General features: G+C 52.4%; 10 protein-coding genes and 2 pseudogenes. 4 read left to right on the forward strand and 8 right to left on the reverse strand.

Annotation, left to right across the window (positions count from 1 at the left end; translation table 11 throughout):
• Positions 1-20: 20 nt before the first annotated feature.
• The 4 genes from POG22_RS18040 to POG22_RS18055 all read right to left on the reverse strand — a co-directional run bounded on the left by POG22_RS18040 (position 21) and on the right by POG22_RS18055 (position 5,725).
• On the reverse strand, positions 21-1,223 hold the full coding sequence (locus POG22_RS18040) for a glycosyltransferase family 4 protein (RefSeq protein WP_498906699.1): 1,203 nt from the start codon (positions 1,221-1,223) through the stop codon (positions 21-23).
• Positions 1,220-2,236, reverse strand: coding sequence for a glycosyltransferase family 2 protein (locus POG22_RS18045; RefSeq protein ID WP_498906700.1), 1,017 nt, complete (start codon positions 2,234-2,236; stop codon positions 1,220-1,222). Before POG22_RS18045 ends, POG22_RS18040 begins: the two co-directional genes overlap by 4 nt.
• Positions 2,237-2,476: 240 nt before the next feature.
• Positions 2,477-4,414 carry an ArnT family glycosyltransferase gene (locus POG22_RS18050; RefSeq protein ID WP_498906701.1) on the reverse strand — a complete coding sequence of 646 codons (1,938 nt, stop codon included), beginning with the start codon at positions 4,412-4,414 and terminating at the stop codon, positions 2,477-2,479.
• A 24-nt stretch (positions 4,415-4,438) separates the two neighbouring features.
• The gene (locus tag POG22_RS18055; RefSeq protein WP_498906702.1) at positions 4,439-5,725 is read right to left on the reverse strand and encodes a glycosyltransferase family 4 protein; all 1,287 of its coding nucleotides are present in this window, start codon (positions 5,723-5,725) and stop codon (positions 4,439-4,441) included.
• 359 nt (positions 5,726-6,084) lie between these two features.
• Between POG22_RS18055 and POG22_RS18060 the strand changes: the two genes are divergently transcribed.
• The gene (locus POG22_RS18060; protein ID WP_082901912.1) at positions 6,085-7,254 is read left to right on the forward strand and encodes a glycosyltransferase; all 1,170 of its coding nucleotides are present in this window, start codon (positions 6,085-6,087) and stop codon (positions 7,252-7,254) included.
• Positions 7,235-8,266: a glycosyltransferase family 2 protein gene (locus POG22_RS18065; protein ID WP_498906703.1), complete on the forward strand. Its 1,032-nt coding sequence runs from the start codon at positions 7,235-7,237 to the stop codon at positions 8,264-8,266. The genes POG22_RS18060 and POG22_RS18065 overlap by 20 nt, the downstream gene beginning before the upstream one ends.
• Before the next feature lie 188 nt (positions 8,267-8,454).
• Here the strand turns inward: POG22_RS18065 and POG22_RS18070 are convergent, their stop codons facing one another.
• Positions 8,455-8,958 carry a HugZ family pyridoxamine 5'-phosphate oxidase gene (locus POG22_RS18070; protein WP_498906704.1) on the reverse strand — a complete coding sequence of 168 codons (504 nt, stop codon included), beginning with the start codon at positions 8,956-8,958 and terminating at the stop codon, positions 8,455-8,457.
• Between the two features lie 1,229 nt (positions 8,959-10,187).
• Between POG22_RS18070 and POG22_RS18075 the strand changes: the two genes are divergently transcribed.
• The gene (locus tag POG22_RS18075) at positions 10,188-10,358 is read left to right on the forward strand and encodes a hypothetical protein (protein WP_190288764.1); all 171 of its coding nucleotides are present in this window, start codon (positions 10,188-10,190) and stop codon (positions 10,356-10,358) included.
• Positions 10,359-10,403: 45 nt separating this feature from the next.
• Here the strand turns inward: POG22_RS18075 and POG22_RS18080 are convergent.
• Positions 10,404-10,799 (reverse strand): annotated as a pseudogene (locus POG22_RS18080) (acyl-CoA thioesterase); the annotation flags it as partial.
• A gap of 180 nt (positions 10,800-10,979) precedes the next feature.
• Between POG22_RS18080 and POG22_RS18085 the strand changes: the two are divergent.
• Entirely contained in the window at positions 10,980-12,107 is a 1,128-nt protein-coding gene (locus POG22_RS18085) for a hypothetical protein (protein WP_498906705.1), read from the forward strand.
• 53 nt (positions 12,108-12,160) lie between these two features.
• Here POG22_RS18085 and POG22_RS18090 read toward each other — a convergent pair whose 3' ends face one another.
• Together POG22_RS18090 and POG22_RS18095 are read right to left on the reverse strand one after the other, a co-directional pair.
• Positions 12,161-12,634 (reverse strand): DUF4168 domain-containing protein, encoded by a 474-nt coding sequence (locus tag POG22_RS18090; RefSeq protein WP_498906706.1) that lies wholly within the window; start codon positions 12,632-12,634, stop codon positions 12,161-12,163.
• Positions 12,635-12,673: 39 nt separating this feature from the next.
• Positions 12,674-12,964, reverse strand: a pseudogene (locus POG22_RS18095) (histone deacetylase); the annotation flags it as partial.
• Positions 12,965-13,103 lie beyond the last annotated feature (139 nt).

The following is a 13,103-nucleotide window of genomic DNA, read 5'->3' on the forward strand; positions in this document are numbered from 1 at the left end:
GGGGAGGGGGAGAAGTGGTTTCAGTCATGCGACTCGCCTCCTAAGACTCTTTCAATCACCTGTTTCATAAAGTCCGCCGCCGCTTCTGGGGTGTACTGCGCCATCGTTTGACGGGCGTTTTCGCCCAACTGCGACGCTAACTCCGGGTTTTCGACGAATTTCGCCATTAAATCAGCGAACATTTCCAATTGGTTGGGATTGCAGCGATAGCCGTTTTCGCCGTCGCGAATCAACTCCACCGCCCCGGCATATTCCGAACAGAGAACGGGTTTTCCTAATACCATTGCTTCGAGGACGACCATGCCCCAAGTATCTTCAAAGGTGGGTAACACGAAAATGTCCGATTGTTGGAAATATGCTCCGAGTTGATGATAGGGAACGCGCCCCACCCACCGCACGCGATGTTCTATTCCGTTGTCGCGACAAAAGGCTTCGAGTTCTTCTCGCCGTTCGCCGTCACCGACGATAATAATGCTGTAATCGCCAATTCCACGTCGTTCCAACTCCGCGCAGGCGTTCAACCAAGGTTTTAATCCTTTGCGGGGAATCAAACTCCCAACATATAAAAATCGGGGATTCGGTAAATCTGAAAGTTCGTTTTCTACATCGGAATCATCAACTTTTAACGATTCTTTTTCTGGAACTTCATAAGGTTGCACGAACGTCCGTTTGGGGTCGGAATTTAAGACGTTTATTAAATAGTCTCGTCCGGCGTGAGAATTACTAATACAGGCGTCGGCGGTTTGCACCATCCAACGCCGCAACGCCAACCGCAACGGTGAATTTCGATAGTCTACGCTGGGGGAACTTCCTTCGTAGGCGATGACGACGCGCAACTCGCTTACGAATTTGGACAATAAGGCGAGTAACGTCCAAACACCGAAGGCGTTGGAAAACACGACATCGGGTTTAAATTTTGACAGTCGCCCAACAATTTGTAGGGGAAGATAGGTGAAGGTACTGCCGTAACCTTTATCGGCTTTTTTGAGAGCAACGAGTTTACGTTCTCCGACAATATCGACGCGAAAAGAATCTTCTAGTCCGGGGGCGAATCCATGCCAGCGACTGGTGTAGACGGTGGTATTGGGGAATAAGTCCGTGAGACATTTCATGGCGGGTTGCCAGTAGAAAAATGCCGAGGTTAACAGCCACGCGACGCGCACTGATGCGGGATCGATCGCTCCCGTTTCTAACGGCGTAGAAGACTCGTTCGTTGCAGTCATGACGATACCTCAGTAGACGCCTTTTGGTTGGAGCGAACTGTCCCATCTGTCCTGACTTGACGGGTTTCTGAATTCGGTTTTTCGTAAGCCGATCGCCGCAAGCGAAGTTGTACGTCTTCGAGCAGTTTGCGGTTGGCAGACATCACGTCCGCCACTAACCCGAACATCCACAATTGAAAGCCGATGAGGATTAAAATTGCCGCAAGAATCAAACTCGGCGTGCGGGCGCGATCGGGTTCAAATAAAATCAACCAGCGAATACACAGCAATATCCCCAAGGTGAAGGGAATACTTCCCGCGATCGAAAAGAACCGCAGGGGACGATAGGTCATGAAAATTCGCAGGATCGTAAAGATCGATCGCTGGATGTAAGCGGGAATGCTTTTCACCAGTCGCGAGGGGCGTAAATAGCCGTTGGTTCGGATGGGAACTGAGGCGATCGCCATTCCCTTTTGTCCGGCTTGAATAATCGTTTCGAGGGTGTAGGTATATTCGTTAAAAACATTTAACTGCATCGCCGCGTTACGAGAATAGGCGCGAAATCCGCTGGGGGCGTCGGGAATTTTCGTGTTGCTGGCGATGCGAACGACCCAACTTCCGAGGCGTTGCAGGACTTTTTTCGCCGGGGAAAAATGCTCGATATCGGCGATGGGGCGTTCTCCGACGACCATCTCGGCGGTTCCGTTGAGAATCGGTTCGATGAGTTTGGGGATATCGGCGGCGCAATATTGGTTGTCGGCGTCTGTGTTGACGATGATATCCGCCCCCGCTTTGAGGCTGGCGTCGATTCCCGCCATGAACACTTTCGCGAGTCCCTGGTTGTGGTCGAAACTGACGATGTGGTCTACGCCGCAGGCTTGGGCGACTTCGACGGTGCGATCGACGCTACCATCGTTGACAATCAGCCATTCGACCCGATCGATCCCTGGAATGTCGCGGGGGAGTTCGGAGAGCGTCACCCCCAGGGTGGCTTCTTCGTTGTAACAGGGAATTTGAATAATCAGTTTAGTCATCGCTGACGGAGAGGGTGGAGTATACCAGGGATTTTATGCGCGATCGATCGAATTTAGGGGAGATGGGGAGAGGGGGAGAAGGGGAGAGGGGGAGAAGGGGAGTGCATTGGCGGTGCGTGACGATTTCTCGGTCTCCCGTGCGACACCCCATTTTTCTCTTGTCTGTTGGCGGTGTACATTGTCGGTGCGTGACGATTTTTCGGTCTCCCGTGCGACACCCCATTTTTCAAGTCACGCACCCTACGGATTGTTCCCTGAAAAAACCGCGATCGCACCGTATTTTTCAGCTTGGGTGAAGGTTTGTTCGCCCCACTCCAACTCGGTGGCTTTGACGTCCTCGTTTTGGTTGGCGACGATCGCGCAGGGGGTAAACTCGCCGTTGGGATAGGGTAAGTCTTTGGTGGGGTTGGCCTCGACTAAACGCACGTGTTCGATGCGAAAGGGACTGTCGAGACGCTGTTTTAACAACATCCATAGGGGATATTCCCAAGCGTCGCCGTCGTAGGACAAACCGATATCGGTACAGCTATTTTCGGCCAGCCAGTCGACGGTTTGGTTGTAAGATTGGCGAATTTCCGGCCGGGGCGTGAAGTATTGGTCGTTGCGGGAGGTATTGAAAATATTTTCAAGGCGATTTTCTTCGATGTATTTACTGTTGGCGACGATGGGACGGGTTTCGTTAAACAACAGCCACAGCAGCGACGCCAAAATTAGAAATACGGCCACGGCGTTCGTGAGTTGGGGTTTGACGACTCGTTCTAACACCACGGCGATAAACGGCGACAGTAAGACGAACAGCGGTAGATGTAGCCGCGATCGCCAGGGCGACCAGATAATGAGGGAACAGAATAGGAGAAAACCCGCGACGATCGCACCGAGATACAATGCCAGTTTCAGCTGTTGGTTCGATTCAAACCGTTTCCAATTCCAGAAAAAGGCGATCGCACTGAGAAATCCCAAAATCAAATGCAGGGGATTTCCGGCTAAGTCTTCGTGGTTGACGCGACTGTGAATGTCGAACTGTTGTCCGGGGGGAAAAGTGGTGTTGGGATCGCTGACATCCGCCCCGATGAGATTGTGGAACTGTTCGACGACGCCAATCAGGATCAGGTTGATTTTACGAACGGGGGTACTCAGGTGTAACGCCAGGTTCCGCGAGACGTTCGACAGCAGGAGTTTGAGACTCCAGCCCCCCATATCGTAGGTTTCCGTTGCGCCTAGAGGCGAACCGAAGGCGGCGAAGTTGCGAGAATAATGACCCAGGTTCAACCCGAGGGCGATCGCTCCCATAATCACCCAAGGTTGCCAAATGCGAGTCCGAAACCGCCAAATGCTGGAAATGGCAAACCACAAGCCGAAGGGAAACAGATACAAGTAGGCAGTACCTTTGGCTAAGATCGCTAAGCCCAAACTCGCCCCCATTTGGGGAACCTGGGACATTTTGCGCTCGTTGTCCCAGTAACGTAAAACGTAGTAAGCGAAACAGGTCATCCAAAACGCACCCACGTAGTCAGTTTGGGTGCTAGAACTCTGCAAAATTCCCATCGGAAGCGTCACGCAGACGACGGCGGCCAAAATTTGCCCCCGCAATGACGCCCCCAACTCTCGAGCGATCGCCGCGACGCCGAACAAACTTCCCACCATCGCCAACCACTGGACGAGATTGGCGAAGCGATCGCCCCCGCTGAGAATTTGCAGTTGAGTAATGGTGAATCCGGCAAAGGGCCCTTGGTAAATTTGTCGGGTGATGGCGGTGGGATAGTGAGCGACGCTTTGATTTTGCATCCAATGCACTACCCGTCCCATGTGGTACGTCATCGAATCCCAGTTGTTGGGGGGGGCGATGAGGGCGATCGCCGCGATGGTGGCGACGAGGGCGATCGTGCAGCCCACGAGGAACCACTGAAACCACGACGAATGCGACATTGAGGTTTTGGGCATCTCCCGAGGCTGATATTTCGCGATGTAGAAAATCGCCAACAGGTCGAACAGTCCCCAGGCGAGCGTCAAACTCACCCCCGTCAGGGCTTGGAACGCCCCAAACAGTTCTGTAGTGACGACGACGAACGCCCCCCAACACAACGCGCCAGACAGTACGGCGTCCGTCCAGGGGTTGCCCCGTTTGCGGAAAACGAGAACCAGCAGGGCTAAGGCGAGAAACGGTAGAACGACCAGCATCGCAATCCCTTCATTGCAAGAACTTCACACCCGACGTAACGGTTCGTCCACGGCCTCGAAGATAACGCGGGCGAATTCTTCGGCCACGTTTTCGAGGGCAAAGGCATCGAGTCGAGTCTCGATGCACGAAATGTTGTTTTTGTCAAGTAGCCATTGCGTCAATCCTCGGGCGATCGCATCGGAATTCGTCGAATCGACGCTGATGCCTAGATGGTAGCGTCGCACGAGTTCTCCCATTAAGCCGTAGTCGGAACTGAGAACGGGTTTTCCGGCGGCCGCCGCCCAAATTAAAATCCCGCTCATGCCCACGTGACGCTGGTAGGGAGCGAGAACTAAATCCGACAGTTGGAAATAGGCCGGAACGTCGGCTTCGGGGACGAATTCGTACTGTCGCAGGATTTGCACGGGTCGATCGATCTGCACTTCGGCGATTTCGGCTTCGATGCGATCGACGATGCGAGATTCCCCCACCAGCAACACACAGAGTTGTTGGCAGAGTTCCGGGGGCAGTTGTCGCAAGCTGGCGATCGCCTGTAACACCCCTTTCCGCTCGTTCAATGCCCCGAACAACAAGGCGACTCGCCGTTGGGGTTCGATGCCCAATCCAATGCGAATTTGCGAGACTCGCTCGTCGGAAACCGGATGGAAATCCAACGGATCGGGGAGGGGAACCGCTTTCGGCGTCGGAGAAAGGCGATCGACGGCTTCGACGGAAAAGCGATCGAGACAGAGCATTCGATGCAAGTTGGGATGTCGCAACACCCGTTTCAACACTAGGGTTTCCCGCCAGCGTTGCAGTTGCTCTTTGCGCGACGGGCGATCGCCGAAAAACTGGTGGTAGTGGAACGTCGGACGAAAGTAAATCCCCGAAAACGGACAGGGTAGCGACGCCCCCAACGCCAAGGGAAGCAGGTACGTATCGAAATACATCACCACGCAATGAGCCGCCTCGAGCCGTTCTGCCGTGCGGCGCAACAGCTCCCATTCGTCGAAATAGCGGCGCAGACGCCCCCATTTGGAGTTCCGCGACGGTAAAGCCGCGAATTCCTCCTCAGAAATTGGAACGACGCGGGTTCCCGCCGTCTCGTTTGCCAGTGTCACCACATCGGGATGTTCTGTAACGAATGATGGAGATACGACTAAGGCGATCGCGCGATCGCGATCGTGTCGCCGCACGTATTCGATAAGATGTCGTAAATAACTCGGGTGATGTCCCCGAACCGACAAATCGAACAAAACCGTCGTTTTCCCCGACGGAGACGCGACGGCGGATTGGTTCGGAAAACAAACTGAAGGAGATCGTTCTACCATCGACTTTTCGAGCCTTCGAGACTTTGGATACCGTCGATCGCCATCTCGACGTGCCGAGCGTTGAGTCCGAGCGGAGTCGAGGACTCAAGCCCGTCGCACCCCCGGCTCGAACCCACCCAATCCGCAATTTCGCGGAGGCTGTAGCACCCAGGCGGCAACCCAAAGCAAAATAACATTTCAGGTACGAGTGTACTTCTGCACCTTTAAAGTCAGTGAAATTACGTATAAAATTCACAAAACTTTTAGAATTCACGGGCGAATGTAAAATTCGCGCAAACTCTCCGAACGGGTCGCGGTGGCGCGGTTACAGTCGAGAGTAGCATCGAAAGAAGAACCTCAGTAATGTTTGGGAGATGAGGATGTCGAACGTGACGGGAGCCGAAACCACTCCAGTATCTGCCGACCCCCCCGCGAACAGCGCTCCGACGATCGCCCTCTTTCTCAGCTACTTGGGGGGAGGCGGTGCCGAACGCGTAATCCTCAACCTCGCTCGAGGACTGCGAGATCGCGGCACGAACGTCGATATTGTTTTAGGGAAAGCCTGGGGACCTCACCTCAGTAAAATTCCCGACGACGTGCGCGTGGTGGATTTAAACGCGGGGCGAACGGTGGCGATGTTACCCGCTCTCGTCGGCTACCTCGATCGCGAGCGTCCGGCGGCCTTGTTGTCGGCCATGCACTACGCCAACGAAGTGGCGATCGCCGCCAAATACCTCAGTCGCAGTTCCACGCGTATCCTCGTCAGCGAACACAACACCGTCTCGAAATCCTTCGGCAACCTCAAGGGACTCAAGCGGTTCGCCATTCCCTTCGCCGTCCGCTATCTCTATCCCCTCGCCGACGAAGTGGTAACGGTTTCTAAAGGTGCAGCGCAAGCCTTAGCTCGAGCCAGCGGTTTAGACCGGGTTCGCGTGGTGTACAATCCCGTCGTGACCCCCCAATTGCGCGATCGGGCCGCCGAAGCGATCGATCGTCCCTGGTTTCGACCGGGAGAACCTCCGGTATTTCTCGGCGTCGGGAAACTCGAGGCTCAAAAAGACTTTCCCAACCTGATTCGCGCCTTTGCCAAAGTTCGGCAAAAACAGCCCTGTCGCCTGGGAATTTTGGGCTGGGGACCCGATCGCGACGCTCTCGAAGCCCTGATTTCCCAACTCCATCTCGAGAACGACGCCGCCTTACTCGGTTACGCGGACAATCCCTATGCGTACATGGCGCGATCGAAAGCCTTCGTCTTGTCCTCCGCCTGGGAAGGCTTACCCACCGTCTTAATTGAAGCCTTGGCGTTAGGCGTTCCCGTGGTTTCGACCGATTGTCCCAGCGGCCCGTCAGAAATCCTCGACGGCGGCCGGTACGGAACCCTCGTTCCGGTTGGAGACAGCGACGCCTTAGCCGACGCCATGACGGAGGTTCTCGAGGGAGGGGGTAAATCCGCACCTCCTGAGTGGCTCGATCGCTTTACCAACGAGAGTGCGGTCGCAGCGTATTTGCAACTGATGAAGGTGAAGCCCCATGAGTCGTCCGACGGTTAGCATTATCGTTCCCTCCTACAATCGCGCCTATATCATCGATCGCGCGATCGACAGCGTTCTGGCGCAAACCGTCGCAGACTGGGAACTCATCGTGGTAGACGACGGGTCGAAAGACAATACGCAACAGGTGGTCGAACAGTTTGGCGACTCGCGAATTCGCTACCTCCGCCACGATCCCAATCGAGGGGTTTGTGCGGCACGCAATACTGGAATCGAGGCCGCCAGCGGAACCTACGTCGCCTTTCTCGACTCCGACGATCGGTGGCGTCCCGAAAAGTTGGAAAAGCAACTGCGCGTCTTCGCCAATTCGCCGCCCAAGGTTGGCATCGTTTACACTTGGCTGGGGTTTACCGACGCCCAAGGAAATCTCAAGCGCGTCCGCAATCCTCGCGATCGTGGAAATTTGCGAGAAAACCTGCTATTTTCCAATTTAATCGGCACGCCCTCGACGGTAATGGTGAAACGAGACTGTCTCGATCGTGGCGTGTGGTTCGATCGCCAACTGCGATGCGGTGAAGATTGGGATTTTTATTTACAACTGGCGCAAGTTTGCGACTTCGAGGTCGTCCCCGAAGTGTTAGTGGACTACTGCGACGACGAAACCAGTCGTTCTACGGACGGTGCGAAAGCCACGAAAAATAGTCAAATCGTCATAGAAGGTCATTTAAGATTATTTGAGAAATATCATCGCCCTCGGGATCTCGCCGCGACAACGTTAGGGACGTTAGAGCCTCACGAAAAAGCCGCGTACTTGTTCGATCTCGGGCGACGGTTGATGTGTCATGGAAGGCTGGCACGGTCTTCAGAAGCCATTCAACGGGGTCAGTATTATTTGGGGTTAGCTTGTCGGGTGAATTCCAGACAGCCCTATTTAAGAATGCACTATCTGGTTTCGCAGTTCGGCGGAAACTTTTACGGGAAAGCGATCGAGTTTGAAAATACGTTGAAACGGTCTTTAAAGTCTGTACTTCAACCGATTTTCAAAAAATACAATTTTTCAAAAAATATATAAAAAATCGATCGTTTTAAATTTTAAAAAAAGTATTTGTTAATACAGAATTTGAACTCAAATACTGTATTTTTAAACTCCAAAAGCCCCTCTATTCCCCTATCCCCCCAACGCAGCGGGGGGCTAAGGGGGGATGTGGTGAAGATTTCTTGAAACCCAGCCTATTGGAACAGAATGGAGTATGATAGTCTCTACGTTTTTTGAGATTTGGGTTTAACGGGAATTAGGCGATCGCGATCGTCTGGATCGATGTCGTAGGCTGCCCCAAAACCCACGACAAACCGTCCCGAAACGGGCGTTAAAACAAATAACTGAAAGTCTTCTAAATTCCGCAAGACATCGATGAGAGCGCCAAATCGTTCTCGAAAGCGATCGAGCGTTCGATTCCAAACCTCTGTATTACGAGCGATCGTCGCGACGCGACACTCGAAGGACAAACGGCGACGGGCGAAAATTTCCTCAGTTTTGGACTCGTCTTCAATCAGTAAAATACTCGCCTGGGGATTGGCAAGTAAATTTTTCGTGTGACTTGACAAACCGCTGATGTAGATATACAAATTCTGGGTTTCGTCCGTGACAAACGGAGCGTAACTCGCGTGAGGTTTTCCCGAAGTATCGACCGTACTCAGCATCAAACTGCGGAGCGATCGCACGAAATCTCGATATTGAAGTTGCGCTGTTTCGAGAGAACTCATAAGTTTTATCGCTACAGTCTTGACTGAGAACGTGCACCGGCCAATTTCAGGCGATTTCCCCAACTCGGTTTGAGTAGTACGACAGCTTAGTCGAGTTGTGTGAGGTTATTTTACAACGAAGCCCGATGCTTTCTTTAGCAACACGAGATCCCATCTCGAAAAAACCGAGTCCTTAGCCTTTACGCCTGCTGCCAGAGGAACTCAGACACAATAGGAACATTTAAAACCACTGAAATCACGGCCCGGGTTGAGCTACGGCGCGATCTTGCCACTCCGAACCAACAGAAGAGTTAGTCTAACCTACGGCTCCATTAAGGGCGTCCCATTCTCGCTGAAGTGAGTTTTTCAGCGTACCACATACCTGCAGGAGTTCCATTATATGTGAAATTACCAGACATAGCATTTCCTGAAAGGCGACCACTCCCCTCCCCTGGTGGACGAGACGTATAACCTGCGAAAACCTGGGGTTCGCTCTCACGTTCGAATTCAACTCTCATGACTCCCCACCGTTTGCCTGCACCACGCTCTAGAGTCATGACTGTACCTTGGATTTCAGTAATACGTCCTCTCAAGTTAACTAGAAATCCAGATATAGAGTTTCCTTGCTGCTCTACCACCAGTACCCCGTTGCTAGTCCCGTGTACGAAGCGCCATGTTCCAGTTAAGTCGAAACTCGTTTGGGCACAGGCTGGATTGCTACAAAGAGCGAGGAGAGCAAGAGATACAGCAATCAAAACCTTAATCGAAATCTTAAAGTTACGATACATCGTACTTAGCAAATCTTGTTAGAGGTTTAGTAATGCTAATGGATTCTTAAATTTTACTTCCATGAACTGAAGTAAAAAGCGTCTAACTCTCGATTAGGCTGCAAGTGCAGGATAACTTCCCCACTAGAGGTATTGTTAAGCACTGACGATCGCCCTCCAAGACTCTAGACAGTTATCCCACAGTGACTAGATAAAACGCTAGATTAGGGACGTTTTCTCCTTCGTAGCACATCCCTTCGCACCTCGTCGAACACCTCGCCGAACGTCCTTCGACACCTCCCATCAACAAGGGAAGGATGGGTGGAGTTGCGATCGCACAAGTGAGATACACCCGTTCTTGGATGTTTCACCCCCTTTCATCCCGACGAGTTGAAGCTGACGTTAAGATCTGCTCCCAACGCTAAACTGCATCCGATAATAACACTAGCCTCAGACCCTCTCGCGTCTTAACTGAAAGCGTCTATGTTAGCCCTGTTAATTTTATTCTTCACCGTCCTGCTCTTAGTGGCCTTTACTCCCCTGCTCGGCTACTTCGACAACAAGTGGATTTTGCCGTTGATGTGGGGATTGTTCGCCGTTTTTACCCTACTCGGATGGCTGGTTTTCCTGGGGATCGGTTGGCTGAACGTCTAAAATCGACGTTCTCGGCTCGTCTGGTGAGGGTTCGAGGGATTGTGCCGAACTCGACACCCAACGTTCGATCGCCTCGGGTAACGGTTGGCGTCGTCGCTTGTGAGGGTCGATGCAAACGTGGCGCGTGGTCGCACGGCTGGCTCGGCGAGAGCATCCCCTTACGAAAATATCGTAAATGACTTCAAATTCGCTCGAACTGAGTTGATTGGGGGCAAGTCGAACTTCGATCGCGTCGCCACAAAAAAGCGGTTGAAAAAAATCGATTTCAGCCCGCACGATGGGAACGGCCACATCAGAACCGCTAAAAAACGAACGCAGATCGATTCCGGATTCAGCGATCGCCGCTTCGTAAGCTTCGTGACAGACTGACATTAAACTGGCAAAATATACAACACCCGCCGCATCAGTATCGGCAAAGCGGATCGTGCGGAAATAGGTCATGGGCGGTTAAAGTGAACGAACTTCCCTTTTACCTCGAGTCACGTCTTCGTATCGGCTCTCGAAGCGAGGACAGGCCAAACCCGCAAACGGGACGGGGGAAAGACAGCAGCGGTCGTTACCGCATCCGGTCGAGACGTTCGACGTTCGTTTCAACACCTCATCATAATCGAGTCGAGTGCGATGGTTCGAGCTGAGATTTTCACCCAAGCTAAACAAGGCAATCCCGAGGCGATCGCCTCGTTAATGAACCAGTCGCTGCAAGTCAAGCAGATTACGGTCAACGTGAGAGTCGACGGAAATCATCTGTCGGCGATCGCCACGGGAGAACGACCGCCAGATCGAGATTTTATGGTCGACTTCGTCCGCCGGGGTTTGGAAAAACTCAACACCGGCTCGATCGACCGCGTTACTGTCCTCGCGTTCGTGCGCGAGAGTACCGTTCCCCTTTGGCGCGAAACGATCGCCCTCGAGACGCCGAGACACCCCGACGCGATCGCCTCCCACCCCCTAGACCCCTCGACGAACGGATATCGCCACCGACAGAGTCCAGAGACGCTCTTAGCCTCCCCCATCCCCCGCAAACTCGCTCGCAAACGTGCTCGCCGACGCCAACAAACGAAAACCGCCTTCGATCGCCTCAAACTCGCAATCGGTGTCCTCCTGTTTTTCATCGTCTCGGCATTCTCGGTTAGTTTAGCTGCGATCGTCAAACTTTTTACAACCCTGCTGGCTGAAAATTCTCTGTATCGCATTCAGTTTCTCGGCGATCTCATGCGCGGTATCGAGATTGCCGAAATTTTCAATATTTTAGTCTTTGCGATTCTCGGCTTGGGATTGGGACTCGCCACCGTTTTCGTCCCCAGAAAATTCGGGATTCGCTTTAACGTCGCCGTCGTCATCGTCCTGCTTCCGGTGTTGTTGAGTGTCGGTCCGATCGTACGTTACGACAACTGGATTCAAGAGTTTTCGACGAACGAAAATATTTCGGCGATCGAATCTAAAGACCGTACCGATGACTATCTCGAAGGCAAAGTCTCTCAAACGGGAATTTTGGGATTTTATTTACACACCGCACGCTATCCTTCCTTACCCGTACGTATCGCTCAATTAGATTCTGTCGATATTCTCGAATCGAGGGTCGTTTCCCATGTTGAAGGCAAAATGGGACTGACCTCCAAAAAACTTTCCCTTGCCTTTGCTATTTGTATGTGGGGAATTCGCCTATTTTACTTTTTCGTGTCGGCAATTACAGTTATCGCCCATTTCGGACAAGGGGTCGATTTAGCCAATCGCATCGTCGATCGTTAACCAGAAAAAGAACAGTATTTCTACTGCTCTTTTTTCGATTATTTTAATAAAAATTAACGGTTGTTGCCCTCGGGTGGAGTTGCAATCTCTTGTAATTGAGTGACGACCCGTTCGCCGAAATCCGAATCCGTGTTCGCTAAGGTGAGCAGTTGTAAATATTCTGGAGGCGTCAAACCGACCTCATCGATTACTTCGATAATTTCGGCTTCGAGTTCTCGTTCGATGCGTTGAAGTTCTGAGGTGGTTTCTGCTTCTTGTAACTCGTTTCCTCGGCGATCGAGTAAATCGAGAATTTGTAAATAGGCTGTGGCGAACTGACTGACTTTTTCAGACGAAATCGTATTAGAATCTACCGTATCGGGAACAGTAACTTCGGGAATCGCCGTGTTATTTTCCGTGGCGGAGGTGGTGTCGTCGGCTCGGACGATCGCGCTGAAGTTGAAACAGAACAGCCACACGCTGAGGGCGATCGCAACGACGGCGCGAAAGGAAAAGCGTTTGAAATAACGGTTGGTGAAATCGCTCATGGAAACCTAAGACGGACAGTGCAAAATAGTACGATCGCCTCACAACCGATACTGTCGAAATACGTCGCTGGCAACGCGATGTAGCAAACTGTGGCGATAGGTGAGGGCGTTCGTATCTACACTGTACCCGCCTCCGATGACACAGGCTACCGGGTAGCCCGCCCCGACACAAGTACTCAACACCTGCATTTCCCGCCGAAAAATCCCCGTATCTGTCAGTGCGAGCTTTCCGAGGCGATCGTCGATGTGCGGATCGACTCCAGCATCGTACAGCACCAAATCCGGCTCGACTTGAGACAAGACATCGGGGAGGTATCGCGCCAAAGTTTTTGACATACTCCCCAGCCTGAAGGCGTGGGGATTCTCCAGACCTCACGGTTCTAGATTTCTGGTTCGGCGACAACCCTTACTACCCATTGTTGCCAATAAGTACCAGAGGGGTTTATCTCCCCAGACGTTTTCCCCATTA

Source organism: Geitlerinema sp. CS-897 (genome assembly GCF_028368005.1).
GTDB classification, from domain to species: Bacteria; Cyanobacteriota; Cyanobacteriia; order Cyanobacteriales; family Geitlerinemataceae; genus Baaleninema; species Baaleninema simplex.